The following is a 23728-nucleotide window of genomic DNA, read 5'->3' on the forward strand; positions in this document are numbered from 1 at the left end:
CGGGGGCCCCGGCCGCGCCCGCGGGGCGGGCCCCCCGCACCCCGCGCGACCTCAGTCGTCGGCGCGGGCGGGCCCGGGGGCGGTGCGCCGCCGGGCGGCCAGCAGCGCCAGCCCGCCGGCGGCCTGGATCACCGTGAGCACCACCAGGGCGGTACGGAATCCGGCCAGCCCGCCCCCGGCGACGGTCCAGCACAGCGCGGCGACCGCCGGCGCGAGCGTCGTCGCGATCATCCGGACGGTGCCGCCGACGCCGCCGGCGGCACCGGTCGAGCCGGTCGGCGCCGTCGCCATGACCGCCGCGATGACCGGGGTGTTGAACAGGCCGAATCCGACGCCGATCAGCGCGACCTGCCAGCCGAGGTGCACCAGCCCGGCGTCGGCGGAGAGGGTGACCGGCAGCAGCGTGGCCCCGGCGGTCAGCCCGGCGCCCGTCGCCGCCGTCGGGAGCGCGCCGACCCGGTCGGCGAGCCAGCCGGCGACGGGCGAGGTGACCGTCATGGCGCCGATCTGGACCAGCAGCAGCATCCCGGCGACCTCGGGGCCCTCGTGCAGCACGTCGGCGACGAAGTACGGCAGCAGGAAGACAGTCACCGCGACGTTGAAGCACACCAGGAACAGCCCGAGGGTGGTGAACCCGAAACGGCGGGCGCGGACCAGCGCGACGACCGGCCGTGAGGCGGGCAACCGCGCCCAGGTCAGGCCGAGCCCCACGGCCAGCGCGCCGAGCCCGGCGGCCAGCACCGGCCGGGCCGCGATCTCGTCGACGGCGACGAGCACCGCGGCGACCGTGCCGCCCAGCAGCACCGCCTCGCGCAGCAGCGGCAGCCCCGGGGCGGGCAGCCCCCGGCCGTCGCTGGGCAACGCCCGCAGGCCCAGCAGGAGCGCGACCGCGACGAGGGGCAGCTTCAGCAGGAACACCGCACGCCAACCGACGGCGCCGGCGACCAGCCCGCCGAAAGAGGTGCCGGCCATCCCGCCGACGGTCATGATCGTCACCACCGCGCCGATCGCGCGGGCCCGCTGGTCCGCCCGCACGGTCGCGGCGACAACCGGCAGGTAGACCGCCAGGGTGAGCCCGCCCGCGACGCCCTGGAGCAGCCGTACGGCCAGCAGCACCCACAGCGCCGGGGCGAGGGCGGCGAGCACGCTGGTGACCCCGACACCGGTCATGGACACGGCGAGGATCAGCCGGGGATCCGCCCGGTCGGCCCAGCGGCCGGCCGGGATGGCGATAGCGGCCATCGGCAGCGCGTACGCGAGCAGCACCCAGGTCGTGGCGGCCGGGTCGGCGCCCAGGTCGGCGCCGATCGAGGGCAGTACGACGCCGGCCATGCTCATCTCGGAGGTCGCCACGAGCATGGCGAGGGCGACCGCCACGACCGGGGCCCAGCGGGTGCGGACGGCCGGAGCCGACGACTGCGGTGCGGGTGCGGTGGTCATGGGCACCGACGGTAGGGACGCGAACCCTCGTCGGGCATCTGTCGAACGACCGTACCGGCCACCGGCGCGGGACCGGCCCGGTCGACCGGTCAGTTGACAGATGGCGGGGCCCCGCCGGCTGCCTAGCGTGGTCGGCACACCCCCCCCGAACGCACTGGGAGAGCACCATGACCATGCAGAAGCTGCGGCTCGCCGTCATCGTCGGCAGCACCCGCGAGGGCCGGTTCGGTCCGGTCGTGGCCGACTGGTTCGTCGACCGGGCGCGTCGGCACGACGGCTTCGAGATCGACGTGGTCGACCTGGCCGAGGTCGACCTGCCGCCGACCCTCACCGCGTTCGGCGCCCCGCAGCCGGCGGCGGTGGACGCGCTCGCGCCACGGCTGGCCGCCGCCGACGCCTTCGTGGTGGTGACACCCGAGTACAACCACAGCTACCCGGCCTCGATCAAGACCGCGATCGACTGGTACCGCGACGAGTGGCGCGCCAAGCCGGTCGGTTTCGTCTCCTACGGCGGGGTCTCCGGCGGGCTGCGCGCGGTGGAGCACCTGCGCCCGGTGTTCGCCGAGGTGCACGCGACGACGGTGCGGGACACCGTCAGCTTCCACGGCTGCTGGGACAGGTTCGACGAGGCGGGGGCGCCGGTGGAACCACAGGGCTGCGACAACGCCGCCAAGACCGTCCTGGACCAGCTCGGCTGGTGGGGGCGGGCACTGCGGGAGGCCCGCCAGCGCGTCCCGTACGCGGCCTGAGGTCCGCGCGGGAGAGCGCTGCCGAACAGCGCGCGGTACGTGTCGACGGGCCCGGTGCCCGCGTAGCGTTGACCCCCGTGCTGCACGGCCGAAGCGAGGAGACCGCCCGGATCGACGCCCTGCTCCGGCAGGCGCGGGCCGGACGCAGTGGTGTGCTCGTCCTGCGGGGTGAGGCCGGCATCGGCAAGTCGGCGCTGCTCGGCGACGCCGCTGCCCGCGCCGACGACATGCGGGTGCTGCGCACCGACGGCATCGAGTCGGAGGCGGGCTTCCCGTTCGCCGGGCTGCACCTGCTCCTGGGCCGCGAGATCGACCGGATCGACGCCCTGCCCGCCCCGCAGGTCCGGGCGTTGCGGGTGGCGCTCGGTCAGGAGGCCGGCGGCGACGTCGACCGCTACCTGGTCGGGCTGGCCGTGCTGACCCTGCTGGCCGAGCTGGCCGAGGAACGCCCGCTGCTCTGCCTGGTCGACGACGCGCACTGGCTCGACCCGGCCTCGGCGCAGGCGCTGCTCTTCGCCGTCCGACGGCTCGACGCCGAGCCGGTCGCGGTGATCGTCGCGGTCCGCACCGACGAGGTGTCCCCGTTCGACCCGGCCGGTCTGCCGGAGCTGCCGGTCGGGCCGTTGGGCGAGTCGGCCGCCGCCGAGGTGCTGGCGCAGCGGTCGGAGCCGGTACCCGGCCACCTCCGGCCCGATCTGCTCACCGAGGCGCAGGGCAATCCGCTCGCCCTGCTGGAGTTGCCGGTCGACGGCATGCCGCGCCGGCTGCCGTCCTCGCGCTACCAGCGACTCCACGAGGTCTTCGCCGAGCGGGTGCGGCGGCTGCCCGAGGCGACCCGGCGGCTGCTCGGCGTCGTCGCCGACGCGTCCTCCGCCGACGCCTCCGTGGTGTTCCCGGCCGCCGAGCGCCTCGGCTGCACCCGGGACGACCTGGCCCCCGCCGAGCAGGCACAGCTCGTGCGGCTGGTGGACGGCCGGCTGGTGTTCCGTCACCCGCTGGTGTTCTCGGCACTGCGGGACACCGTGGAGGCCGGCAGCCGGATGGCGGCGCACGAGGCGCTCGCGGCGGTCCACGCGGCCCGGGGCGACGTCTGCTCGTACGCCTGGCACCGGTCGGCGATGGCGACCGGGCCGGACGAGGAGGCGGCGGCCGCCCTGGAGACCGCCGCGCGGAGCGGGTCGGCCCGGGGAAGTGCCGTGGTCTCGGCGATGTACGAACGGGCCGCCGGGCTCACCGCGGACCGGGCCCGGCGCGGGCGGCGGCTGACCGTCGCGGCGGAGGCGGCGGCCGACACCGGCCAGCTGGACCGGGCCGCGACGCTGGCCGACCAGGCCGCCGACCACGTCACCGATCCCGTGCAACTGGCCGACATCGCCTTGGTCCGCGCCACCGTGCTGGACTCGCGGGACCGCCCCAGGGAGGCCCACCGCCTGCTCTCCGACGCCGCCGTGGCGGTGGCCGCCCTCGACCTGAGCCTGGCCGGTCACCTGCTCTTCCGCGCCGGCCGGGCGGCCGCCCACGCGGGCGACTTCGACGCGCTGGACCGCACCGCCGCCCGGGCCGAGGAACTCGGCGTGCCCAGCGCCCACCTGGTCACCGCGCTGTCGCGTGCGTTCGCCGCGCAGAACGCCCTCACCGACGCCGCCATCGCACCGCTGCGGGTGCTGGTCGAGGAGACGACCAGGTGCGACCGGCACCTCGAACTGCTCGACATCGGGTGGTGGCACCTCATGCTGGCCGACCTTGACAGCGCGGACGACGTCGCGTCGCGGCTGGCCGCCGTGGCCCGTCAGCAGGGTGCCGCCGGCCTGCTGGCCTCGGTGCTGCCGCTGCTCGCCCGCGCCCAGCTCATGCGGGGCCGGCACGACGACGCGGAGGCCAACGCGACGGAGGGGCTGCGGATCGCCGCCGACACCGGGCAGCGCCGGCACGCGGTCTACCTGACCACCGTGCTCGCCGGCCTGGCCGCCATCCGGGGTGAGGAACAGCGGTGCGTCGAGCTTGCGGCGGCACCGATCGCGCGGGGCGTGACGCCGGGCAACGTCCACGCCGCCGGCGCGCTGAGCCTGCTCGACCTGGGCCTCGGCCGGTACGAGGCAGCCTTCGGCCGACTCTCCGGCATGCTGGGCGCGCGGCACCGGGGCGGCGCGATGGCCAGCCTTCCCGACCTGGTGGAGGCCGCGATCCGGGTGGACCGGCGGGAAGACGGGCTGGCCGCCGCCCGGCAGTACGCCGAATGGGCCGGGCGCGTCCGGCAGCCGTGGACGCGGGCGGTCGCGCTGCGCTGCCAGGCGCTGCTGGACGGCAACGCCGATGGCCGGTACGCCCGGGCGGTGGCGCTGCACCAGGAGGGCGGCACCCCGTTCGAGCGGGCCCGCACGGAGCTGCTGTACGGCGAGTGGCTGCGCCGGGCACGCCGGATCAGCGAGGCCCGGATCGTGCTGCACTCGGCGCTGGAGATCTTCGACCGGCTCCAGGCCCACCCCTGGAGCGCGCGAGCGCGTGGCGAGCTGCGCGCCGCCGGGGAGAGCGTGCGGGCCGCCGACCCGGGCGCCGTGCAGCGGTTGACCCCGCAGGAACACCAGGTGGTGCAGTTGGCGGCGCGCGGGCTGAGCAACCGGGAGATCGGCGCGCAGCTCTTCCTGAGCCCCCGGACGGTCGGCTACCACCTCTACAAGGCGTATCCCAAGCTGGGCGTCGGCTCCCGCAGCGAGCTGGCATCCCTGGTGGCGACCCGGCCCGATCACTCGACCCGCGTCGGGACGTAAGCCCCTGAGCTGCGACGATACGTTCCGTGACTGTGGATAACGCGCGTGTCGTCCACAGGGGCCGGCGACCGCGACGCACCCGTCGCAGGCTGCCAGCCATGACCCCGACCGACCGCCCCCGGCTCGCCGTCCGTTCCCCCGCCGACCTCATCGCCGCCGTGCCCTACCTGCTCGGCTTCCACCCGACCGACAGCGTCGTCGTGGTGGCGATGCGGGACCGCCGGATCACCTTCGCCGCCCGCGCGGACCTGCCCGACCTCGCCGACCCGCGCGACCCCGCCGGGCACCTCGCCGGCGTCATCGCCCGGCAGCACGCCGAGACCGCCACGGTCCTCGGCTACGGCCCGGCGCCGCTGGTCACCCCGGCGGTCGACGCCGTGCGCGCCGCGCTCACCGCCGCCGGGCTCCCCGTGCTCGACGCCCTGCGCGTCACCGAGGGCCGCTACTGGTCGTACCTCTGCACCGAGCCGGCGTGCTGCCCGCCCGACGGCACCCCCTACGACGTCGGCGCCAGCGAGGTCAGCGCGGCAGCCGTCTTCGCCGGCCAGGTCGCCCTGCCCGACCGGGCCGCCCTGGTCGCGCAGGTCGCCCCGGTGACCGGTCAGGCCCGTACGGCGGTACGCCGGGCCACCGCCCGCGCCGAGCGACGCCTCGCGGACCTGCTCGACCGGGCGCCCGCGACCGACCTGCGCGGCGAGCGGACGGTGCGGTCCGCGGGGGCGGCGGCGGTACGCACCACGCTGCGCCGGCACCGGCGGGGTCAGCGGCTCACCGACGACGAGGTCGCCTGGCTGAGCGTGCTGCTGACCCACGTGCCCGTCCGCGACCATGCCTGGGAGCGCACCGACGGGCGCGACGAGGACATCGCACTCTGGACCGACGTGCTGCGCCGGGCCGAGCCGGAACTGATCGCCGTGCCGGCCGCGCTGCTGGCGTTTGCCGCCTGGCGGGCGGGGCAGGGCGCGCTGGCGGCCGTGGCCCTGGAACGGGCCCTGGCCGAGCACCCCGGTCACTCGATGGCGCTGCTCCTCGACGACCTGCTGCGCCGGGGCGTGCCGCCGTCCGAGCTGGACGGCTGGCCGGCGGTGGGAAACCCCGGAGTGCTACGGCGCCGGCGCCGCCGACGCGGCCCCCGCTGACCCCGCTGACCCCCGTCAGAGCATCCCGAGCGCGGCGCCGATGACAGCCTGAGCGGTACGGCTGAGCTCCTCACCCTTGGCGTCGGTCCCGGTGATCGAGTACTGCGTCCGGAACCGGCCGTCGCGGGTGGCCGCCACGCCGGTCAGGTAGCCGAACCGGGAACCCGTCTTGATCCACAGGAATTCACCTCCGGGCAGCGGGAACGCGGTGAGCCCGGCGCTGTACCGGGCCGGACCACCGGCGACGTCGGGGACCCCGGGCAGGGTGAACATCTCGGCCAACTGGGCCGGCGGCACGACCCGGCCGGCGAAGAGCGCGGCGACGAACGTGTCCAGGTCGGCGAGGCTGGAGATGACGTTGCCAGCGGCCGGGGTGAAGGTCTGGCTCCACGTCGTGACGTCGACCAGCTCGGTGGCCCCGTCGCGCACGACAGCCTGGTACCCGTGCGCGTGCGGACCGAGGATGCGCGGGTCGTCGCCGGGGGCGTACGTGTCCCGCAGGCCGAGCGGGCGGGCGATCCGCCGGTCCAGTTCCCGCGCGTACGGGTGGCCGGTGACCTTCTCCACCAGCAGGCCGGCGACGATGTAGCCCATGTTGGTGTAGTGCTGCTTCGTCCCGGGCTCGAACTCCCGGGGGTTGCGCAGGCCGAGTCGCACGATCTGCTCCGGGGTCCACCGGTCGTACCGTTGGGCGAGCTGCCACTCGATGCCGTCCGGCATGGTCGGGCTGGGGATGCCGTTGGTGTGGTCGAGCAGCTGGCGGACGGTGACGGTCGGGTAGTCGGCGGGCAGCAGCCCGGGCAGGTGCCGCTGCACCGGGTCGGCCAGGTCGATGCGGCCCTCGGCGACCAGTTGCAGCACCAGCGCGGCGGTGAAGACCTTGGTGACGCTGCCGATCCGGAAGCGTGCGTGCGGCGGCACGGGGGCCTCACTGCGCAGGTCACGGACGCCGGTGGCGCCGGTCCAGCAGCCGTCCGGGGTGGTGATCCGGACCTGGGCGCTTGTGGCGTCGGAGTTGGGTAATCCGGCGATCGCCTGCCGGAGTGGGCCGGGGTCGAGGGTGCCGGGGCGGCAGTCGGCGGCGGAGCGGGCCGGGGGCGCGGCGTTGACCGCGCCGGGGGCCACGACGGTCAACACGGTGGCGAGCGCCGTCGCCACGAGGGCGGTCCGGCTGTTCATGATTTTCATGACATCGAGCCTCGTCTCCCGATGTCGGCCGGGCATCGGGGAGATTCCCCTGGCGCACCCGGATCGGACGACCGGGGAGAACCCGGTCATCCGTCCTGTCACACCCCGCCGTCCTCGCGCGTGACCCGCTGCCGGTAACTGCTCAGGGAGAGGCCGAGGACCGACCGGAACTCGTTGGCGAGGTGGGCGTGGTCGCTGTAGCCAAGGTCGGCGGCGACAGCGGCCAGGGTCGTGTCCGGGTCGGTACGCAGGCGCTCGGCCGCCTCCTGTAGCCGACGCCTGCGGATCATCGTCGACGGCGGCAGCCCGACGTACCGTCCCGCGAGCCGCTGCAACGAGCGGGTGGACAGGCGCACGCGTACGGCGGCATCCTCGACCGTCCGGATCGCCGGATCCGTGTCGATGGCCTCGGCCATCGCGTTGGCCAGCAGCGCCTCGTCGTTCGGCGGTGGGATCGCGTCGCTGAGCCACCCCGCGAAGGCGTCGACGGCCCGGCGGTGCCGGCTCTGCCGGTCGCCCGGCCCGGTCATCTCGCGCTGCACCCGCTCGTGCAGGACGGGCAGGTCCACGGCCTCGTAGCGGTCCCGCAGGGCCGCCGGGTCCGCGACGAGATGGGGCACGGCCGCCGGCCGCAGCAGGGCGCCGACGGCCCAGCCCGTTCCGGTGAGGTCACGGTGCGAACTGCCGGTCGTCGGCCCGGAGATGCCGACCGCGTCCGGTTCGACGACGAGGTTGCAGGCGGGGAAGGCGATCAGGTGCTGCCGGGAGGACCGCCCCGGCTGGATCTGCCACTCCGGGATCCAGAACCACCGCACCAGCTGCCGCACCGCGTCCGGCGGCGGGAGCCGGTCGAACGTGGGCAGCCGCGCCGGATAGAGGACACCCCGTGGGCTCGCCGCACCCGGGGCGGGCACCTGGCGCGAATCTTCAAGCCGGCCCACGCCCGCCGTTCCTACGATCGGTCACATGACTGCAACGACCCGAGCCGCCGACGGTGCGCACACCACGAACGGTACGCCGCACGGCGCCACCAGCCTGACCCCCTTCCTGGCGATCCCCGACGCGCGCGGCGCCATCGACTTCTATCGGGACATCTTCGGTGCCCGCGTGGTCGACGTGACCGAGATGGGCGGGGTCGTGGCCCACGCCGTCCTCGACTTCGGCCACGGGCTGCTGCAACTCGGCGAGCCGATGCCCGACTACGGCCTCGTCGCGGCCCCCGAAGGGGACCAGGACTGCTACTCGATGGGCCTCTACTGCCCCGACGTGGACGCCGTCGTCGCCCGGGCCGAGGCGGCCGGCGCCGTCGTCCGTGAGGCGCCGTCCACGTTCGTGTCCGGCGACCGGTTCGCCAGCATCAGGGACCCCTTCGGCGTACGGTGGTCGGTCATGACCCGGGTGGAGGATCTCTCCGAGGAGGAGAGCGCGCGACGGGTCGCCGAATGGGCCGAGCAGCAGAACCAGGCGAGCTGACACGGGGCACGGTATTCGGGCTGCGGCGGCAGAACCGGTGCTGTGCGTGGCGGCTCGGCCACCACGAAGTCAGTCCGCCATCACCGGTTCCGCTGCCTCCGGCTCCGCCGCCGGCGTGGGCCGGGTGGGTAGCAGCACGGCGGCGAGCACCGCGCTGGTTGCCAACACGCCGATCACGAGCCAGACCGTGGTGGTGAGGGGCAGGTGTTGTCCGGCGACACTGCCCGCCGACGCGCCGACGACGGTTGCGGCCATCTCGGCAGCCGTGAAAGCGGATCCGACCCGACCGAGCTGGCGGTCCGGGGTCTGACGTTGAACCTGGACCTGGACCAGCATCAGCAGCGCGCCACCGGGCAGACCGGCCAGGGCGATGAAGACCAATGCGGCGACGAAGTGGTGGATGAGGAAGAGCCCGGCGAAGCAGAGGGTGATCACCGCCAGGCAACCGGTGAACGACAGCCGGAGAAGCCCGCTGCGGGACAGCACGTTGCCAACGTATGCGCTGGCCAGGAAGCCGACGCCAAGTGCCGCCATCAGGATGCCCACGTCGCTGGCGTCGCCGCCGAGGACATCGATGACATACGGCACCAGAAGTACGTTCAGAGCGGCGTTGGCCAACAGGAAGAGGCTGGAGACGAGGAGCGTCGCGCGGAGGACGGAGTGCCTGAGCAGGAAGGCCAGGCCCTCCTGGACCTGCCCCCAGAAGGCGGCCAGCCAGGAGGACTTTTCCGGCTGGCGCCCATTGTCGGCCACCCGCAGTGGGCCCATTCCGAAGATCAGCACGGCGGAGAGCAGATACGTCGCGGAGTCGATCAGCACCAGACCGTCGAAACCCAAGAGGGCGTAGAGCGCGCCGCCCAGGGGTGCGCCGGCGAGGCGGACGATGCCGCTCGCAACCGTGTTCCAGGCGTTCGCCGCGTCCAGGTCACCGCCCCGACCGACGACTGCGGGCACCGCCGCCCGGGCCGCCGGCTGGAAGAAGTGGCCGATCGCGCTCTCGAAGAACATCGCCGTGTAGAGCAGCCACAGCATGCCCGGATCGTCGACCACGAGCAGTGCCAGCACGATGACCATGCGCAGCAAATCCGCTCCGACCATGACCGCTCGCCGGTCCCACCGGTCGACCAGCACCCCGGCCAGGGGCGCGAAGGCGATCGCGGGCAGGGTCTGCGCGACGAAGGCGAGACCACTGCTGAACGTCGACCCGGTCATCGTGTAGACGTAGACCGGCACCGCGACGATCATCAGCCAGTTGCCCAAGTTGGACAGTAGCGTGCTGCTCCAGAGCAGGCCGAAACGCCGGTTCCTGATGAAGATCACCGCTCTCCTTCCTCCTCGGTGGGAACCGCTCGCGTGACACCCAGCCGTCTGCGGTTGCGTGGACGAAGGTCACTTTCCCAGCGTGCGTACCGCGGTCGAGGACACCGCGGTCAGTTCGGGCTGCGCAGGCAGGAACACCGTGGGGACACCGAGCGACTCGTTCATCGCGGCGAGCCGGTACTCGCTCTGCATGTCGGTGGTGTTCCGCAAGCCGCGGACGATCACTCCTACCTCGTGGCGACGGCAGTAGGCGGAGGTCAACCCGCTCCAGGCCGCAACGCTGACGGAGGTCCACCCGACCGGCAGAACGGCCCGGACAGCGGCCGCTCGCTCCTCTTCGTCGGTGCCCGGATTCTTGAGGCTGTTGACGGCGACGAGCACGACCACTTCGTCGAAGAGGCGGCGTGCCCGGTCCACCACGTTCAGATGCCCGGGAGTGAAGGGATCGAAGCTGCCGGGGTAGACCGCCCGCACGCCTCTGCCGGTGCTCATGGCCCGACTGTAGGCGCCGGCCATGCCCTGAGCAGAATCGCTCGCTTTCCGAACTGCGCCGCGGGCAGGCTGTCGAGATGAAGGCGAGTTTCAGCGGTGAGGTGGCGACGTACTACGCGAGGCACCGGCGTGGTTACCCGCCCGAGGCGCTCGACGCCCTCGTCGGAGCGTTCGGCCTCAGCGCCGAGGACACGGTGGTCGACCTCGGCTGCGGCACCGCCCAGTTGAGCCTCCCGCTCGCCGCCCGGGTCGGGACCGTCATCGGCGTGGACCCGGAGCCGGACATGCTGGTTCTGGCCCGCCAGGCCGCCCTCGACGCCGCGACGGTCAACACCGTGTGGATGCTCGGTACCGACAACGACCTGCCCGCGCTGGGTCGGCTACTCGACGGACGGACGATCGGCGCGCTGACCGCCGCCGTCGCCATCCACTTCATGGACCGGGACGCCCTCGTTCGCGCCAGCTACCGGTACGCGGAGTCGTCGGTGCGGTACGACGCGCCGCTCACCGTCGATGACATGGTGGGCGGCGTCTTCTCCGCCCTGTCGACCGACCGGCTGCCGTCCACGCAGGGCCGAGCCACGTTTGCCGCAGAGGTGCGCGACGCCCTCGGCGGACGCGACGAGGTCACCGAGCGGGTCCGCGTCTGGCTCCAGTTCGGTACGCCCGACTGAAGCCACACGTCGCCCAGCCAAGCCTTCCATCTCCACGGCCGCCGGGCATCGGAGCGCGCCCCGGACGGTCAGGCCCGCTCGGCCAACTCGGCGACGAACGCGTGCCAGGCCGCCACGTCATCGAACTGTGGGGAGCCGCCGGTCCAGCCAGGAGAGCAGGATCTGTGCGTACTGCGGGCTGATGCCGGCCAGGTTCTCGGCCTCGTGCAGGGTGGGTGCGTGGTCGCAGCCGGCCAGCCGGGCGATGGTCAGGTCTGCCGCAACGGCCGCCCGGCGCCACACCGTCAGGCTCTCCTCGATCGGGATCCAGGCGTCGGTGTCGCCGTAGCAGAGCAGCACCGGGCAGGTCAGCGCCGCGAACACCGGTTCCGGATCGAAGTCCATGTCGGCCCAGGCGCCGGGCTCCGGCACCTCGCGCGGCAGGAACGCCAGCGGGAACCAGGGCCGCTCGACGGCGGCGTCCAGCTCCGCCTGGGCGACCGCCCGGGACAGCCCGCCGCGAAGGTACGCCTCTGCGACCCCACGCAGCCGGCCCAGCTCGGCGAGGTCGGCGTCGCCGTACCCGTGGCGGCGCAGTTGCTCGGCGGTGCCGTACCGCATCTGCCGGGCGGGGCTGACCCCGCTGCACCCGACGAGCACGAGGAGGTCGACCGGGTGGCGGCTGGCGGTCAGCGCCGCCGCCCAGGCCCCCTGGCTGAACCCCCACAGTCCGACCGGGACGTCACCGACCTGCCGGCGCAGCACGTCCAGGGCCGCCGCCGCATCGTCGGCCTGGGCGTTCATCGGCACGTCGCGTCCGTCGATCCGGGGGCGCCGGTCGTAGCGCAGCACCGCGATGCCGGCAGGCGGCAGCAGCCGGGCCAGGTGCTCATAGAGGAAGTACGACCGGTTGTCGGCGTGGGAGCCGTGCAGTACGGCGAGGGCGCCCCGGGCCGGCCCGGCCGGCAGGGTCAGGGTGGCGGGGAGTTGCTGCTCGCCGACGCTCAGCTCCATGCCGGGCAGTCAAGCACCGACCGGGCGTCTCCGTCTCGCCCGGTGGAGGAGCTGGCGGCGCGCCGATGCGGTCCACCGCCGGGATCGGGCGGCCCTTGCGGCTCGCGTGGGACTGTCGAGCTGATGTCGCAGACGATTCACCGCCATCCGGTGTCGCAGCGAACCAGGCATCGCCTGATGTCACAGACGACTCAGCTCGACAGCGTCGCGCGACCTGTTCGCCCGCGGGCGGGCTCCGCCACCGCCGCACGAGGCGCGAATCACCCGGTCGAGGCTGCGTGACGAGGCACCAGCTCGACTGCTGGCGGTCACGAGACGTCTCCCGCGCGGCGCTCGGGTTTGGCTGGGTGTCCGCGATCCTGCTCGCCCGCGCCGGGCCCGACGTGCGCTTCGGTCGTCAGGCCCGCTCGGCCAGTTCGGCGACGAACGCGCGCCACGCCGCCGGTGCGAAGGTGAGCGCCGGGCCGGCCGGGTCCTTCGAGTCACGGACGGCGACGACGCCGGAAAGATTGTCGGCGACCTCGACGCAGGCGCCGCCGTTCGAGCTGCTGCGGGTGCTCTTGCGCCACTGCGCGCTGGTCAGGTCATCCATGATCGCGCTCTCAACAGGTCGATGGTCTGGTCTCGCGGAAGCGCGACCGATCTCACGGTATCCCAGACCGCCCAGAGCGGAGCAACGTCATTCGTGAGACGGCCGGTGGCTTGGTCATCGAGGTAGCCGACCTCGCCGTCGGGCGTGCTGGCGATGATGAACGGCCCGGCCTGGCCGGGGTGGAGCCCGGCACGGAGAGGAAGAACGTGGATCATGACGTTCGGACGTCGGGCAAGCTCGATCAGGTGATCGAGCTGCGAGTGCATGACCTCGGGCTCTCCCCGCCGGAGCGCAGCCTCGTCGATCACGAAGACCAGGAGAGGAGGACGCGGACGGTCGAGCACGGCGGCCTGCCGGCGTAGCCGGGCGTCGACATAGGCTTCCGCGTCAGCCATCAGCGGCCCGCTGGTGAGGACCGCCCTGGCGTAGTCCTCGGTCTGTAGGAGGCCCGGGAGAACGGCTGACTCGAACCACCGCAGCCCGGACGCCTCACGCTCGATCTCGGTCCACGGTCTGAACCACGCTGGCTCTCTTCGCTTCAGTGCGTCCGGCCAGAGCTCTTCTATGTCCTTGTTGAGGATCTCGGCGACCCGGGCACGGTGTCGGGTCTGCGGGATTCGTCCCTGGCTCACCCAGCGTGCCGCCGTTTTCGGGTCGACGCCGATCTGAGCTGCGAGGCTCTCCGCAGTCTCGCCGGCCTTCGCCATCGCTATCTGAACCGCCCGGTTCATTCCCGCTCCTCGCCTGAACGTCCTGAATATCCCCGGTACAGACTGCTACGCGGTGTGATCGGCTGGCAACCCTCGGCAGGGTGCTTTGTAGACGGCGCGAGCCGGTGGAGGCATCCCGAGGCCCGCCGGTCGTGCCGCGAGGGGGTCGCCGCCGGGCGAGCGTCCGTGGCGGCCCCCTCCTCCACCGATGGACGAGGGGAAAGACCTTGCCGGAGCGCCAGCCGCCGCCAAAGCCGGACCCGAAGCCGGACCCGAAGCCCGTGCTGCGGCAGATCAGGTCGGGTGACGTCCTGCACCTGACCCGGTCCGCGAGCCCGCAGTTCGTCCGCCCGATCGTGGTGCGCGTGATCCGGGTCCTGACCGACTGGCACACGTACCACGGTTGGTGCTGGATCGACGTCTACCAGCTGGACGCACGCGGCGACGCCGTGGACCGGCGCTCGCTCTACGTGTGGTGCGAGGGGGTCCGCTGGCGTACCGCAGCTTCGGCCTCGCTGGCGACGGCCCGCCGGCGGGTCCCGGCATGAACCGGCGCCGCGCCCATCTGCCCACCCGGCCTACCTGGCGCTGTGCGGCCTGCGGGATCGGCTGGCCGTGCTCGGCGGCGAAGCTGCGGCTGCTCGCCGAGTACCGGACGGACCGACCGGCCCTGCTGATGCACCTGGCGACCCTTCAGGCCGAGGCGGGCGAGGAACTGGCCGCGCTGGACCACGCCACGACGCCGGCCGGTCTGACCGCCCGCTTCACCGCCTGGGCCCGCCCGCGCTGACCGCCGCCGAAGGCGCCACCGGGAGCGACGGTGTGGCGTTCTCCGTCGAAAGATGTAGGGGATGTTCGTTCCGTAAGGCGAGTCGGTGGGTTCGACGCCGGCACAGAATGGGTCCGTGCCCCAACCCATCGCAAGCACCGCATGAGCGTCGGACTGCTGCTGTCGCTCGCCGGCCTGGCCCTGGTCGACAGCACGAGCATCGGCACGCTCTTCATCCCCGTCTGGCTGCTGCTCGCTCCCGGGCAGGTCAACGCCCGCCGGATCCTCGTCTACCTCGGCACGATCGTCGTCTTCTACTTCGGCGTCGGGCTGCTGCTCGCCCTCGGCGGCAGCCGGCTGGCCGACGTCCTCGGCGGCGCGATGGACAACCGGCCGGTGCTCTGGGCGCAGCTCGTCCTCGGGGTCGGGCTGTTCCTGCTCAGCTTCCGCTACGACAGCAAGCGGCGTCCGCGCAGTGGCGGGGTGCTGCGCTGGCGGGACCGGGCCACCGCCGGCGACTCCTCCGCGCGGTGGCTGGTGGGGCTGGCGCTGCTCGCCGCGCTCGCGGAGGTGGCGACGATGCTGCCGTACCTCGGCGCGGTCGGCCTGCTGACCACCTCGGGGCTCGGCGCGGCCGAGATGGTGGGGCTGCTTGCCGGCTACTGCCTGGTCATGGTCCTGCCGGCGGTGCTGCTGCTGGCGGCCCGGATGGCGCTGCCGAGGCTGATCGAGCCGGTGCTGGCCCGGCTCAACGCCTGGATCATGCGAACCTCGGGCAGCATGCTCGGCTGGATCCTCGGCATCGCCGGCTTCCTGGTGGCCCGCGACGCCGCGTTCCGGCTGGGGCTCTTCGGCTAGCGGGCGGATCAGGTGGTGATCCGGTCGGGGCGGGTGTAGACGTTCATCGCCTCGCCGCGCAGGAAGCCGACCAGCGTCAGCCCGGCCTCCTCGGCCAGTTCCACCGCCAGGGTGCTCGGCGCGGAGACCGCCGCGAGCAGCGGCACCCCCGCCATCCACGCCTTCTGGGTCAGCTCGAAGCTCGCCCGCCCGGAGACCAGCAGGACGTGCCCGGCCAGCGGCAGCCGCCGCTCGCGGACCGCCCAGCCGACCACCTTGTCGACGGCGTTGTGCCGGCCCACGTCCTCGCGCAGCACCACCAGGTCGCCGTCGGCGGTGAACAGGCCCGCCGCGTGCAGGCCGCCCGTGCGGTCGAAGCCGCGCTGCGCCGCGCGCAGCCGGTCCGGCAGCGCGGTCAGGACCGCCGCCGGCACGGTCAGCGGGTCGTCGCCCACCGCGAAGACCGATCGGGTACGCACGGCGTCGATGCTCGCCTTGCCGCACACCCCGCAGGAGCTGGTGGTGTAGAAGTTCCGGGCCGGATCGACGGCGGGTTCGGGCACGCCGGGCGCCAGCACCACGTCCACCACGTTGTACGTGTTGGGTGTCTCCGCGCCGGCGCAGAGCTGCGCGGTGCGCACGTCGTCGGCGGAGCGGATCAGCCCCTCGGTCAGCAGGAAGCCGATCGCCAGGTCGAGGTCGTCGCCCGGCGTGCGCATGGTCACCGCGAGCGGCCGTCGCCGGCCGGGACCGGCCGCACCGACCCGGATCTCCAGCGGCTCCTCCACGGCGAGGCTGTCCTGCCGGCGTACCGAGGCGCGGCCCGTCGCCGCCGCGTCGAGGTCGATGCGGAGCACGCCGCGCCGGTCAGTCGCCCGTCCCATCCCGCCATCCTGCACCCCCGCCCGATCCGTCGCGCGGCTACCGTGACCGGATGGACGCGTACGCGGCGGTGGTGCTGGCGGGCGGGGCCGCGCGCCGGATGGGGGGCGTCGACAAGCCCGCCCGGACGGTCGGCGGGCGGCCCATGCGGGACCGGGTGCTCGCCGCGGTCGCCGATGCCGCGCCGCGCATCCTGGTCGGGCCGGCCGGACCGGTGCCCGCCGGGGTGCGGGTGACCCGGGAGGAGCCGCCGGGCAGCGGCCCCGTCGCCGCCGCGGCGGCCGGGCTGGCCCTGCTCGACCCCGGTACGCCGGTGGTCGCCCTGCTCGCCGCCGACCTGCCCCTGCTCACCCGCGCGGCGGTCGGGGAGTTGCTCGGCCACCTCGACGCCGGTCACGACGGCGTCTGCTACGTCGACGGCGACGGGCGGCGGCAGACCCTCTGCGGCGTGTGGCGGGTGGCCCCGTTGCGCGCCGCCCTGGACCGCCTCGCCGCCGAGCGCGCCAGCGGGCAGCGCGACGGGTCCGCCGCGCCGCTGGCGGGGGCACCGATCAGGGCGCTGCTCGCCGGGCTGCGGGTGCGCGAGGTGCCGTGGGCCGGTGCCGGCCCGCCGCCCTGGTTCGACTGCGACACTGACGAGGACGTACGCCGGGCGGAGGAGTGGGCGCGATGACGGTCATGGACGACTGGGTGACGGCGGCCTGTGCCGAGCTGGACCTGGATCCCGCCCAGGTGCCGGTGCCGGCCGTGCTCGACCTGGCCAAGGACGTGGCGCACCAGGTGCTGCGGCCGGGCGCGCCCGTCACCGCGTACCTGCTGGGGCTGGCGGTCGGGCGGGGCGCGGACCCGGCCGGCGCGGCGGCCCGGCTCAGCGCGCTGGCCGCCGCCTGGCCGGTCGGTCTCGGCGCCGAACGCCCGGGCGGGACACCCGCCTGACCTCCGTTGTCCGATCACGGTCGGGCTGATTCGTCTCCCCCGTTGCGTGGGTAGGGTGACCGTGACGGACGGAGGCGATCATGACGGCAGACCACCCCTCGGCGCCGGGCGGCGACTCGCCCGGCACCCTGCCGGCGCACCACGAGCCGATCCTGCTCGACGAGCCCAGCACGGCCGACCTGCGGGCCAAGGTCACCCAGGCCTGGCACGAGTTCGCCCGGGCACTCGCCGAGCGGTTGGCGGCGCTGCCCACTGGCACGCACGTGGAGCTGACGCTCGACCCGACCGCCTCCGGCACCGGCGACGCGGTCTACTCGGTCAGCATCGACGTCGGCGAGGAGGGCCGGCTGGCCGCCCGCGCGGTCGGCAACGCCACCCTGCCGGACGGCTACCGGCTGGACCGGGCCGCCGTGGCGGACATGATCGCGCTCGGCTGGTCGCCGCCCGGCGTGGTGCCGGGCTCCGGCGAGCACTTCGGGCTGGACAGCGGCACCGCCGAGGCCACCCGGCTGGCCGCCCTGCTCACCCGGACGCTGCGCGACGTCTACGGCGCCCCGCACCCCGCCTTCCTCGTCTACCTCATCCACGACGCCGAGGGCGAAGCGCTACCGGTGGAGCCGCTGGGCACCGCGCGCAGCGAGTTCGGCCCCGACCGCAACGTGGAGGCCGACCTGGACGAGGCGCTCGCGGCGGCCGCCGCGACCCAGGCGCCCGAGCACGACGCGGCCGCGCTCGCCGAGCAGGTCCGCACCGTCGTCTCGACCATGCTCAAGTCGGAGCCGGACCGGTTGCAGGTCGACTCCGACGGCGACATCAACATCCGCGCCGGTTCGGCGATGGTCTTCGTCCGGGTCCGCGACAACCCGCCGCTGGTGGACGTCTTCTCCCCGGTGCTGACCGAGGTCGAGCCGACCGAGCGGCTCTACGTGAAGCTCTCCGAGCTGACCAACCGGATGCCCATCGGCCGGCTCTACTGCGCCGACGACACCGTGTGGGCGTCCATCCCCGTCTTCGGCCGTAACTTCCAGGCCACCCACCTCATGCTCGCGGTCCAGGTGATGACCGGTCTCGCGGACGAGCTGGACGACCGCCTGCACGGCGAGTTCGGCGGGAAGCGGTTCTTCGGCGAGGGCGACAAGCCGGTCAAGCTTGATCAGGAGGAACACCGCACCGGCATGTACCTCTGATCCACGCCCCACCACCGGTGGACGGCGGGGTGGAGCCCGGAGCGGTGGTGGCGGGTGGAGCCCGGAAACCCCGAGAAACCGGGCCCCACCCGCCGGGGAGGGAGGATCAGGTCACGGGGAGCCAGTCGAGGCTCCGGGCGGTGGTCGGATCGGTGGCCCGCAGGCCGGCGGCGGAGACGGTCCAGAGCACGTCCCCGACCAGCAGCGACCGCAGGACCGGGCCCGCCGGGCCGGTGTGGGAGACCGTGCCGACCTCGCCGATGTCGGTCCCGGACACCCGCAGCAGGCGTACGTCGTCGCCGACCGGCAGCGCGACCAGGCCCGTCTCCGGGTGGTGCAGGAAGGCGTGCGTGTCGTGTTCCAGCGCGGAGTACGCCTTCGGCACGTGCCACTGGTCGAGCCGGCTCGGCCGGGCCGGGTCGCGTACGTCGAACAGCGAGACCTGGAGCCCCTGCGCCCGTCCCCGCCGGTCGGCCTCCTGGCCCACCCCGAGCAGCCGGCCCTCCGGCAGCGGGTGCAGGTACGCCGAGTACCCGGTGATCTTCAGCTCCCCGGTGACCCGGGGCGCGGTCGGGTCGGTCAGGTCGACGGCGTAGAGCGGATCGGTGAGCCGGAACGTGACCACGTACGCGGAGCCGCCGAGGAAGCGCACGGAGTAGATCCGCTCGCCGGGGCCGAGGCCGGTGACCGCGCCCGTCCGGACCAGCGTGTGCCCGTCGGGACGCAGCACGTGGACGGCGGACTCCGAGTCCGGCCGGGTGCCCCAGGCGTCGCCCGTGGTGGTGGCCACCCGCAGGTGCCCCTGCCACTCCGAGAGGGCGTACTGGTTGACGAGCGACCCGGGCACCGAACCGGAGGCCACGTAGCGGGGACGCCCTGGCGCGCCGGTGTCGAACCGGTGGATCTCGGTGACCTGCGGGTCGGGCCGCCGGACGTCCCCACGGAACGAGCCGGGCCGGGGCGGCACCGGCCGTTCCCCGGCGAGGTAGAGGCTGCTCCCGGTGCCGTAGACGGTGGTGGCGTCGGCGGCGACGCTGACCGGGTCGCCGTCGCCGAGGCGGTCGCCGGCGAGGTCGAAGCTGAGCACGGTCAGCATCGACGTGCCGGACCAGGCGGGCGGCCGGCTCAACCGGTCGCAGCCGACGCGGCCGGTGTGCCGTTCCGTTCCGGCCGTCCACTCGTACGCCGGCAGCCACGCCTCCACGCCGGCGGCGGCGATGACCGCGCGGTTGGCGGCGGTCCGCGTCGCGTCGGTGCCCCGTTCGGCGTACGGGAAGACCAGCTGGGGGCGGCTGCGGACCACGACCCGGGCGGTGTTCCCGGTCTGCCGGGCGTCGACGAGGTTGCCGTCCATCCGGTAGGTGCCGAGCACCCGCGGCGTGCCCGCGAGGTCGACGAGGATCAGGCGCGGCGCGGTGCGGGCCCGCGCGGCGCGGGTCGTCGACTGGAGTTCCGCGCCGATCTGGGTCAGCACCAGCGCCCGGTCGCCGTGCAACAGCAGGGTCGCCTGCTCACCCCACGCCAGCTCCGGCAGCGTCCGTGTGAGGTCGAGGCGGCCGGTCTCCCGGCGGGCGGCCGGGTCCACCACCCGCAGCACGCCCCGGGTGACGGTCACGATCCGCCGCCCGTCGGTCTTGACCAGGTCGGGTTCGTCCGCGCCGGCCTCGTGCACGTTGGTCGTGGAGTGCTCCTGGGCGGGCTGGGCGGACTGGGCCGACGCCCGGGAACCGGACGCGTCCTTGGCCACGTCGCCGAAGGCGGCCCCGGTGCGCCAGCCGTTGCCGAAGCCCCACGGGCCGACGGACGCGTCGGCGGCGGCGCGGAGCCCGCCCAGCGCCTGGGCGCAGGAGTCGTAGGAGACCAGCACGGGCGCGGCCGTCGGCTGCCTTGGGCCCGGTGGATCGGGCGGCGCCGCCGGGATCGCGCTGCCGCCGAGCAGGGTGAGCGCGGCCAGCGTGCCGACCGCGAAGATGTGGGCTCCCCGTGTCATGGCCGGTTCGACGCGCCCGGCCGGCGGGTGGTTCCGGCCCTCCGCCGACCTTCCGCGCCGCGTTCCGCCGCGTCCGGGTCAGCGGGGCGAGGGGCCGACGCCGGGGGAGTCCACGAGCCGGGAGAGCACGATGGTGCTCCGGGTCGAGGTCACGAAGGACTCGGCCCGCAGCCGTTCCAGCGCCGCCTCCAGGTGCCCGATGTCGGCGGCCCGCAGGTGTACGAGGGCGTCGGCCTCGCCCGAGACGGTGTACGCGCCGACCACCTCGGGGTGCCGGCGGGTGGCGACCCCGATCTGGGCCGGGGTGGTCCGACCGGCGCAGAACAGCTCGACGAACGCCTCGGTGGTCCAGCCGACGGCGGCGGGGTCGACGACGGCGGTGAAGCCCCGGATCACGCCGGCCGCCCGCAGCCGGTCCACCCGCCGTTTGACCGCCGGAGCGGAGAGCGACACCCGCTGACCGATGTCGGCGTACGAGGCGCGGGCGTCCGCGACGAGCAACGCAATGATCCGCTGGTCCACGTCATCTATCTGCAACGTTCCGCCTCTGGGAAGCAACGGTTGTGGCTGTTACCAAAGTTCGAGGGTACCTACCCTTGGTCATCGTGAACCAGCAGCGAGTCGCGCGAAAGCGGACATATCTCATGTGCTCGCCCGAGCACTTCGCGGTCGAGTACGCGATCAATCCGTGGATGGACGTGACCACCCCGGTCGACTCGCAGCTTGCGGTCAAGCAGTGGGACCGGCTGCGGGAGACCCTGGTCGGTCTCGGCCACGAGGTGCACCTGCTGACCCCCGAGCAGGGCCTGCCCGACATGGTCTACGCGGCCAACGGGGCGTTCGTGGTCGACGGCACGGTCTACGGCGCGCAGTTCAAGCACGAGCAGCGGGCCGCCGAGGCCGCCGCGCACCGGGCGTTCTACGAGGCGCAGGGCTGGCGGTTCATCGCGCCGATCGAGACCAACGAGGGCGAGGGCGACTTCGCGTACCTGCCGGAGGCGCACGGCGGGCTGATCCTCGCCGGGCACGGCTTCCGCACCGAGCTGCCGGCGCACGCCGAGGCGCAGGAGGCGCTCGGTCGGCCCGTGGTGTCGCTGCGCCTGGTCGACCCGCGCTTCTACCACCTGGACGTCGCGCTCGCCTCGATCGACGACGAGAACGTCGTCTACTACCCGGGCGCCTTCTCGGCCGCCAGCCAGCGGGTGCTCACGCAGCTCTTCCCCGACGCGGTGGTCGCCGACGCCGAGGACGCCCTGGCCTTCGGCCTCAACCTGGTCAGCGACGGGCTCAACGTCGTGCTGAACAGCGAGGCGACCCGCCTGGCCGGGAAGCTGAAGGCGGCCGGCTACCACCCGGTCCCGGTCGAGCTGGCCGAGCTGAAGAAGGGCGGCGGCAGCGTGAAGTGCTGCATCGCCGAACTCCGCCACTGACCTGCCGCTCCGCCGCCCCACCTCCACCGGACGCGTGGGGGTGGGGCGGGGTGGTGGTTCAGCCGAGCGTGGCCAGCTCGGTCACGAGGACGTTGGACAGCACCTGGCCGTCGAGCTGGACCTCGCGCAGGTACCACCTCTGCTGCGGCGTACGGGGCTGGTTGAACTGCCACACCCCGCGCGGGCTGTCGATCTGGCCGATCTTGCCGAGGGCCAGGTTGACCTGCTGCGGGGTGGGCGACCCGCCGGCGATCCGGATCGCCTGGTCGAGCACCTGCGCGGCGTCGTACGAGGCCATCGCGTAGGTGGTCGGCGAGGTGCCGTGCTTCTTGCGGTACGCCGAGGCGAACCGGCGGTTGGCCGTGTTGTTCAGGTCGGACGAGTAGTTGAGCGCCGTCTGGATGCCCAGGGCGTCCTCGGCCTTGACGCTGCTCAGCACGGCGCCCTCGGTGAGGAAGCCGGGGGCGTAGACCTTGCCGGTGAACCCCTCGATGCGCAGCTGCTTGATGAACTCGACGGCGGCCGGCCCGGCGAAGAAGCAGAACACCGCCGTCGGGTTCCGGCCCAGCGCCTTGCGGATGTCGGCCCGGTACGCGGACTTCGACGGGTTGGTGAAGACCTCCGTCGAGACCACCGCGTCCTTGATCCGGGGGTCGGACTCGCCGAACTCCTGCCGGAAGCCCCGCACCACGTCCTGGCTGCCGACGCTGTCCGGCGCGATGATCGCCAGCCGCGCCGACGACTCCAGCTGTTCGCGCAGGTAGCGGCCCAGCGCCCGGCCGGCCTCGTCGAGCACGTACGACGTCCGCCAGATGTAGACGACGCTCTGGAGGCTGGACGGCGAGGCGTTGGAACCGATCAGGGGCACCCGGGCCTGTTCGACGGTGTCCCGGATGCCGGACATGACGTTCGCGTCGACCACGCCGGTGAGGGCGAGCACGCCCTGCTTCAGCAGCCCCTCGACGGCGGCCTTGCCGGTCTTGACGCTCTCGCCCTCGTCGGCGGTGAGCAGGGTGGTGGGGTGCCCGCCCAGCAGCTTGTCGTTGAGCTCGAGGAAGAGCTGGAAGCCGTTGGTGATCTCGTCGCCGATCGCCTTGAGGCCGCCGCTGGTCGGCGCCACGAGGCCGATCTTGATCGGGCTTCCCGTGCCCGCCTCGCCGTCGGCGTCGTCGGTGCCGCACCCGGCGACCAGTCCGGCCGTACCGAGAGCGGCCAGCAGTTGGAGGGCCCGCCTGCGGTTCATCTGCGACACCGAGTTCCTTCCGGGGAGCGTTGCAGGGCGGATCACGCCCCCTCGGCGTTCTACCCGGTCAGCGACGCTGCGTCAATGCTTAGCGATCTTTCCGCAGCGATCGGAAAGCAGCCGTGATCTGTGGCCACGCGGCGGACTCCGGATCGATGAGCCCGAAATGCTCGCATTCCGGCAGCTCAACGAGGTGAACGTCGCCGCCCGCCGCCCGGCTGGCGGCGACGAACTCCCGACTCATCCCGACCGGAACCTGCTCATCGAGTGAGCCGTGCGCGACTACTGTGCGTGTCGGAATGGGCACCAATGAACGTGGATCCGCCGCGGCGTACCGCTCGGGGTGGTCCGCCGGGCCGCCGCCCAGCAGCGCGGCCACCGCCCCCTCGTCCAGATCCAGCCGGTACGCCTCCGCGAGGTTCGACACCGGGGCCAGCGCCAGCACGCCGCCGACGGCGTCCGGGGCGGTCGCCGCCACGTACAGCGCGAGGTGTCCCCCCGCCGAGTGGCCCACCAGCAGCGGCGGCCCGGCGGCGACCCGGCCGGGCAGCGCCTCGGCCGCGAGCCGGGGCAGCTCCGTCACGCCGGTCAGCACGTCGGTCAGCGTCGCGGGCCAGCCGCCACCCGGCTGCCCCGTCCGGCGGTACTCCACCTGCGCCACCGGGTGGCCCAGCCCGGCCAGCGCGGCGGCCAGCGGGTCGGTGTGCCGCCGGTCGTACCCGGCCCGCCAGAAGCCGCCGTGCACCACCACGACCAGCGGCCGGGCCGGGCCCGACCCGGCGGGGACGCGCAGGTCGGCGAGCTGGTCCGGGTGGTCGCCGTAGGAGACGGTGACGTCCGGGGCCGGAGCGGGGCGGCTGAGCACGTCGCGGGGGTCGGCGGGCATGGCGCGACCGTAGCGCGGATCACGCGCGGA

Annotated in this window: 25 protein-coding genes; 12 read left to right on the forward strand and 13 right to left on the reverse strand. The window is 73.9% G+C overall.

All coding sequences use genetic code 11. The features are described 5' to 3' along the window. Positions 1–51: 51 nt before the first annotated feature. A complete protein-coding gene (locus tag AB0B83_RS09410; RefSeq protein ID WP_357577747.1) occupies positions 52–1440 on the reverse strand; it encodes an MFS transporter in 1389 nt (462 codons plus the stop codon). Positions 1441–1607: 167 nt separating this feature from the next. On the opposite strand from AB0B83_RS09410, the gene AB0B83_RS09415 reads away from it, so the two are divergent. The 3 genes from AB0B83_RS09415 (at position 1608) to AB0B83_RS09425 (ending at position 6096) form a co-directional block, all read left to right on the forward strand. After that, positions 1608–2189, forward strand: a complete 582-nt coding sequence (locus tag AB0B83_RS09415) for an NAD(P)H-dependent oxidoreductase (RefSeq protein WP_357577748.1) — start codon at positions 1608–1610, stop codon at positions 2187–2189. A gap of 77 nt (positions 2190–2266) precedes the next feature. Further along, positions 2267–4957 (forward strand): AAA family ATPase, encoded by a 2691-nt coding sequence (locus tag AB0B83_RS09420; RefSeq protein ID WP_357577749.1) that lies wholly within the window; start codon positions 2267–2269, stop codon positions 4955–4957. A 98-nt stretch (positions 4958–5055) separates the two neighbouring features. Further along, positions 5056–6096: a DUF4192 domain-containing protein gene (locus AB0B83_RS09425; RefSeq protein WP_357577750.1), complete on the forward strand. Its 1041-nt coding sequence runs from the start codon at positions 5056–5058 to the stop codon at positions 6094–6096. 15 nt (positions 6097–6111) lie between these two features. Here AB0B83_RS09425 and AB0B83_RS09430 read toward each other — a convergent pair whose 3' ends face one another. Continuing rightward, a complete protein-coding gene (locus tag AB0B83_RS09430; protein ID WP_357577751.1) occupies positions 6112–7275 on the reverse strand; it encodes a serine hydrolase domain-containing protein in 1164 nt (387 codons plus the stop codon). Between the two features lie 107 nt (positions 7276–7382). Further along, a complete protein-coding gene (locus tag AB0B83_RS09435; protein WP_357577788.1) occupies positions 7383–8147 on the reverse strand; it encodes a helix-turn-helix domain-containing protein in 765 nt (254 codons plus the stop codon). Positions 8148–8250: 103 nt separating this feature from the next. Here AB0B83_RS09435 and AB0B83_RS09440 point away from each other — a divergent pair, with 103 nt between their 5' ends. Further along, positions 8251–8757, forward strand: coding sequence for a VOC family protein (locus AB0B83_RS09440; RefSeq protein WP_357577752.1), 507 nt, complete (start codon positions 8251–8253; stop codon positions 8755–8757). Between the two features lie 69 nt (positions 8758–8826). Here the strand turns inward: AB0B83_RS09440 and AB0B83_RS09445 are convergent, their stop codons facing one another. Together AB0B83_RS09445 and coaD are read right to left on the reverse strand one after the other, a co-directional pair. Beyond that, on the reverse strand, positions 8827–10077 hold the full coding sequence (locus AB0B83_RS09445; protein WP_357577753.1) for an MFS transporter: 1251 nt from the start codon (positions 10075–10077) through the stop codon (positions 8827–8829). 69 nt (positions 10078–10146) lie between these two features. Next, positions 10147–10569 (reverse strand): pantetheine-phosphate adenylyltransferase, encoded by a 423-nt coding sequence (gene coaD, locus AB0B83_RS09450; RefSeq protein ID WP_357577754.1) that lies wholly within the window; start codon positions 10567–10569, stop codon positions 10147–10149. A 77-nt stretch (positions 10570–10646) separates the two neighbouring features. Here coaD and AB0B83_RS09455 point away from each other — a divergent pair, with 77 nt between their 5' ends. Next, the gene (locus AB0B83_RS09455) at positions 10647–11243 is read left to right on the forward strand and encodes a methyltransferase domain-containing protein (RefSeq protein WP_357577755.1); all 597 of its coding nucleotides are present in this window, start codon (positions 10647–10649) and stop codon (positions 11241–11243) included. Between the two features lie 117 nt (positions 11244–11360). Here the strand turns inward: AB0B83_RS09455 and AB0B83_RS09460 are convergent, their stop codons facing one another. The 3 genes from AB0B83_RS09460 to AB0B83_RS09470 all read right to left on the reverse strand — a co-directional run bounded on the left by AB0B83_RS09460 (position 11361) and on the right by AB0B83_RS09470 (position 13559). Further along, entirely contained in the window at positions 11361–12236 is an 876-nt protein-coding gene (locus AB0B83_RS09460) for an alpha/beta hydrolase (protein WP_357577756.1), read from the reverse strand. 397 nt (positions 12237–12633) lie between these two features. Continuing rightward, positions 12634–12828: a DUF397 domain-containing protein gene (locus tag AB0B83_RS09465; protein WP_357577757.1), complete on the reverse strand. Its 195-nt coding sequence runs from the start codon at positions 12826–12828 to the stop codon at positions 12634–12636. Beyond that, positions 12816–13559, reverse strand: a complete 744-nt coding sequence (locus AB0B83_RS09470; protein WP_357577758.1) for a helix-turn-helix transcriptional regulator — start codon at positions 13557–13559, stop codon at positions 12816–12818. Before AB0B83_RS09470 ends, AB0B83_RS09465 begins: the two co-directional genes overlap by 13 nt. A gap of 263 nt (positions 13560–13822) precedes the next feature. Between AB0B83_RS09470 and AB0B83_RS09475 the strand changes: the two genes are divergently transcribed. From AB0B83_RS09475 to AB0B83_RS09485, 3 genes are all read left to right on the forward strand, one after another. Then, on the forward strand, positions 13823–14086 hold the full coding sequence (locus AB0B83_RS09475) for a hypothetical protein (RefSeq protein ID WP_357577789.1): 264 nt from the start codon (positions 13823–13825) through the stop codon (positions 14084–14086). Beyond that, positions 14083–14328, forward strand: coding sequence for a flavin reductase (locus AB0B83_RS09480; RefSeq protein WP_357577759.1), 246 nt, complete (start codon positions 14083–14085; stop codon positions 14326–14328). The genes AB0B83_RS09475 and AB0B83_RS09480 overlap by 4 nt, the downstream gene beginning before the upstream one ends. Before the next feature lie 141 nt (positions 14329–14469). Beyond that, positions 14470–15165 carry a GAP family protein gene (locus tag AB0B83_RS09485; RefSeq protein WP_357577760.1) on the forward strand — a complete coding sequence of 232 codons (696 nt, stop codon included), beginning with the start codon at positions 14470–14472 and terminating at the stop codon, positions 15163–15165. Between the two features lie 8 nt (positions 15166–15173). On the opposite strand, the gene fdhD is transcribed toward AB0B83_RS09485, so the two are convergent. Beyond that, entirely contained in the window at positions 15174–16028 is an 855-nt protein-coding gene (gene fdhD / locus AB0B83_RS09490; protein ID WP_357577761.1) for a formate dehydrogenase accessory sulfurtransferase FdhD, read from the reverse strand. 50 nt (positions 16029–16078) lie between these two features. Here fdhD and AB0B83_RS09495 point away from each other — a divergent pair, with 50 nt between their 5' ends. From AB0B83_RS09495 to AB0B83_RS09505, 3 genes are all read left to right on the forward strand, one after another. Continuing rightward, positions 16079–16699 (forward strand): NTP transferase domain-containing protein, encoded by a 621-nt coding sequence (locus AB0B83_RS09495; RefSeq protein ID WP_357577762.1) that lies wholly within the window; start codon positions 16079–16081, stop codon positions 16697–16699. Further along, on the forward strand, positions 16696–16962 hold the full coding sequence (locus tag AB0B83_RS09500) for a DUF6457 domain-containing protein (RefSeq protein WP_132240493.1): 267 nt from the start codon (positions 16696–16698) through the stop codon (positions 16960–16962). The genes AB0B83_RS09495 and AB0B83_RS09500 overlap by 4 nt, the downstream gene beginning before the upstream one ends. Before the next feature lie 80 nt (positions 16963–17042). Further along, the gene (locus AB0B83_RS09505) at positions 17043–18149 is read left to right on the forward strand and encodes a hypothetical protein (protein WP_357577763.1); all 1107 of its coding nucleotides are present in this window, start codon (positions 17043–17045) and stop codon (positions 18147–18149) included. A 106-nt stretch (positions 18150–18255) separates the two neighbouring features. Here AB0B83_RS09505 and AB0B83_RS09510 read toward each other — a convergent pair whose 3' ends face one another. Together AB0B83_RS09510 and AB0B83_RS09515 are read right to left on the reverse strand one after the other, a co-directional pair. Beyond that, on the reverse strand, positions 18256–20139 hold the full coding sequence (locus AB0B83_RS09510) for a beta-propeller domain-containing protein (protein ID WP_357577764.1): 1884 nt from the start codon (positions 20137–20139) through the stop codon (positions 18256–18258). A gap of 78 nt (positions 20140–20217) precedes the next feature. Beyond that, the gene (locus AB0B83_RS09515) at positions 20218–20676 is read right to left on the reverse strand and encodes an Lrp/AsnC family transcriptional regulator (protein WP_132240496.1); all 459 of its coding nucleotides are present in this window, start codon (positions 20674–20676) and stop codon (positions 20218–20220) included. A gap of 59 nt (positions 20677–20735) precedes the next feature. On the opposite strand from AB0B83_RS09515, the gene ddaH reads away from it, so the two are divergent. Beyond that, positions 20736–21569 (forward strand): dimethylargininase, encoded by an 834-nt coding sequence (gene ddaH / locus AB0B83_RS09520; RefSeq protein WP_357577765.1) that lies wholly within the window; start codon positions 20736–20738, stop codon positions 21567–21569. 58 nt (positions 21570–21627) lie between these two features. Here the strand turns inward: ddaH and AB0B83_RS09525 are convergent, their stop codons facing one another. Beyond that, complete coding sequence (locus tag AB0B83_RS09525) at positions 21628–22821, reverse strand: ABC transporter substrate-binding protein (protein ID WP_357577766.1); 1194 nt, start codon at positions 22819–22821, stop codon at positions 21628–21630. Between the two features lie 79 nt (positions 22822–22900). Further along, a complete protein-coding gene (locus tag AB0B83_RS09530) occupies positions 22901–23698 on the reverse strand; it encodes a prolyl oligopeptidase family serine peptidase (RefSeq protein ID WP_357577767.1) in 798 nt (265 codons plus the stop codon). Between the last annotated feature and the right edge of the window lie 30 nt (positions 23699–23728).

Source organism: Micromonospora sp. NPDC049060 (assembly GCF_040649055.1).
Lineage (GTDB): Bacteria > Actinomycetota > Actinomycetes > Mycobacteriales > Micromonosporaceae > Micromonospora > Micromonospora reichwaldensis.